Genomic DNA, 2,902 nt, shown 5'->3' with positions numbered 1-2,902 from the left:
TCGGGCTCGGCGGCCGCGAAGGCCTCCCACAGCGCGACGACCTCCGCGCTCGGGGGCGTGTCGTCGGCCGAGAGCGTGAGCGTGCGGCCGATCCGGTCCAGCGCGCGCTCGAGTCCGCGCAGCACGTGGTCGGAGGCGATCTGCGAGGCCTCGCGCGTGACGGCCGCGGTGACGAACGGGTTCCCGTCGCGGTCGCCGCCCACCCACGAGCCGATGCGCACGAAGGAGGGCACCACGGGCGCGCTGGCTCCGGACTCCTCGCCGCGCAGTGCGTCGTCGATGCGGCGGTACACGTGCGGCACCGTCGTGAAGAGCGTCTCGTCGAACACGCCCATGACGGTGCGGACCTCGTCGGTCGGGGAGGGCTTCTGCGCGCGCAGCGGGGCGGTGCGCCACAGCGTGTCGATCTCCTCCAGCATGCGACGGCGGGCGCGGTGCTCCTCGGCGCCGCCCGCGCTCGCGGCGTCGTGCTGCGTGAGCAGTTCCGACAGGCGACGGATGCTCGACGACACCGCGCGGCGGCGGGCCTCGGTCGGGTGCGCCGTGAACACCGGGTGGAAGCGCAGACCGGCGAGACGGCGGCGCGCCTCGTCCTCGCCGACCTCGTCGCGCAGGCGCGCGTAGGCCGTGGCGACCGTGTCGCTCGCGTCTTCCCGCCCCGGCTGGCCGGCCCGCTCGCGCAGCACACGCACGCGCTGGTGCTCCTCGGCGAGATTCACCAGGTGGAAATAGCAGGTGAACGCCCGCGCGACCTCGTCGGCGCGGGCGATCGTGAACGACTCGGCGATCGCCGCGGCCCGCTCGAACGCGTCGGAGGTCTCGTCCTCGTAGGCCTGGATGGTCGCGAGGCGCAGACGCTCGACGTCGTCGAACAGGTCGTCGCCGCCGGCCTCGCGGAGCACCTGGCCGAGCAGCTGGCCCAGCATCCGCACGTCGGAGCGCATGGCATCGGGAATGCCGCGACCGGCTTCGAAGCGACCGATCACGCGGATGGCCTCGGTGGGCGTCGGCTCGGAGAAAGCGGGGGAATCGGGGGTCACCCTCCGAGAGTATCCCGGGGTGAGAACGCCTCTTGCACGCATGACGGCCGGAGGACACCGCCGCCTACGATGGAGGCGATGCGCATCACAGCGAACCCCCTCCGCGGTCAGCAGTTCCCCGCCGTCCTCCTGCTCGTCGCGGCCGGACTGGGGCTCCTTCTCGCGAACTTGCCCACCCACGACGCGATCGCGGGGCTGCTGGACGCGCACCTCGCGGTGCCGGGTACGGCGCTCGACCTGTCGATCGCGCACTGGGTCTCGGACGGTCTGCTGGCGGTGTTCTTCCTGGTGGTCGCGATCGAGCTGCGCCACGAGCTGACCCACGGTGAGCTCGACTCCCCGCGCAAGGCCGTGCAGCCGGCGATCGCCGCGACCGGCGGGGTGCTGGTCCCCATCCTGGTGTACCTGCTGATCGCGGGCGGCCCGGAGACGGCGTCCGGCTGGCCGATCCCCACCGCGACCGACATCGCCTTCGCGCTCGGTGTGCTGGCGATGTTCGGCCGCGGCCTGCCGTCGCGCGTGCGGGTGTTCCTGCTGGCGCTCGCGATCCTCGACGACATCATCGGCATCGTGTTCATCGCGGTGCTGTTCGCGCACGACGTGCAGTGGCTGCTGTTCGTGCTGGCCCTGGTCGGTGTGGCCGTGTTCTGGGTGCTCAGCCGGCTCCTGCACGCGAAGGGGCATCCGCTGATCGCGGTCGCGATGACCGTGGTCGGTGTGGTGACGTGGGCGCTCGTGGCGTCGTCCGGCGTGCACGCCACGATCGCGGGGGTCATGCTGGGGCTGGTGATGGCGCCGGTGCCCGCCGGCCGTACGCGGCACGCGCTCGAGCCCACGGTCAACGGGGTGATCCTGCCGGTGTTCGCATTCGTCGCGGCGTTCGTGGTGATCCCCGCGGTGGCGCCGACGGAGCTGTCGCCCGCGTTCTGGGCCATCGTGGTGGCCCTCCCGGTCGGCAAGATCGTCGGCATCACGGTGTTCGGCTGGTTCGCGATGCGCATCCGCCCGCGGGGAGCCGATCCGGCGCTGCCCTTCGCCGACATCGTCGCGGCGGGAGCGCTCGGCGGCATCGGCTTCACGGTGTCGCTGCTGCTCGCGAACCTCGCGTTCGCCGCCGACGCGGGCCTGCGCGACCAGGCGATCCTCGGGGTGCTGGTCGGCTCGCTCCTGGCGCTGCTGCTCTCGGCGGTGATCGTGTCGCTGCGGGCCCGCTGGTACCGTCGCCTCGCCGGTGCCCCGTCCGGAGAGCGGGTCGCATCGGACCGAGGAGCGGAGGACGCATGAGCGGGTCTGCCGACGAGTCGCGGCCTGACATGGATGCGCTGCGGGCCGCGGCCGACACCATGCGGGCCGTGCGCGAGCGCTGCGTGTGGTCGCAGCGCATCACCCACCGCGACCTGGTGCCGTACCTGATCGAGGAGTCGCACGAGGTGATCGACGCCGTGGAGTCCGGCACCCGCGACGATCTGCGTGAGGAGCTGGGCGACCTGCTGTGGCAGGTGCTGTTCCACGCCGCGATCGCCGCGCAGGACCCCGACGATCCGTTCGACATCGACGACGTGGCCGCCACGCTCACCGAGAAGATGGTGCGCCGTCATCCGCATGTGTTCGGCGACGAGGTCGCCACCACGCCGGAGGAGGTGCTGATCCACTGGAACGCGGCGAAGGCCGCGGAGAAGCGCACGCGGCGCAGCGTGCTCGACGGCGTGCCCCGGGGGATGCCGGCGCTCGCCCTGGCGCAGAAGCTGGTCGGCCGGGCCGCGGGGACCGGTGTCACGGTGCCGCAGAGCCCCGTCGCGGCCACTCCGGCGTCCGAGGCGGAGCTCGGCGACGCGCTCCTGGCGCTGGTCGCGACAAGATCG

3 protein-coding genes are annotated in these 2,902 nt (G+C 72.8%); 2 read left to right on the top strand and 1 reads right to left on the bottom strand.

Going from position 1 to position 2,902, the window contains the following annotated elements; genetic code table 11:
• A partial coding sequence (locus DW309_RS07175; RefSeq protein ID WP_136044975.1) for a phosphoenolpyruvate carboxylase occupies positions 1-1,040 on the bottom strand: 1,040 nt, incomplete at its 3' end.
• Between the two features lie 78 nt (positions 1,041-1,118).
• Here DW309_RS07175 and nhaA point away from each other — a divergent pair.
• Entirely contained in the window at positions 1,119-2,324 is a 1,206-nt protein-coding gene (nhaA, locus tag DW309_RS07170; RefSeq protein WP_136044974.1) for a Na+/H+ antiporter NhaA, read from the top strand.
• Positions 2,321-2,902: MazG nucleotide pyrophosphohydrolase domain-containing protein (locus DW309_RS07165; RefSeq protein ID WP_136044973.1), on the top strand; the 582-nt coding region annotated here is incomplete at its 3' end. The genes nhaA and DW309_RS07165, both read left to right, overlap by 4 nt.

Source organism: Microbacterium sp. K41, assembly GCF_004794395.1.
In the GTDB taxonomy this organism is placed as follows: Bacteria; Actinomycetota; Actinomycetes; order Actinomycetales; family Microbacteriaceae; genus Microbacterium; species Microbacterium sufflavum.
Note: the sequence above shows the minus strand (reverse complement) of the source record. Positions and strands in the feature narration are given on the sequence as shown.

What these genes read in the sequence shown, in the direction of transcription:
- nhaA (WP_136044974.1), top strand. Translation starts at nt 1,119, where the DNA reads ATGCGCATCACAGCGAACCCCCTCCGCGGTCAGCAGTTCCCCGCCGTC.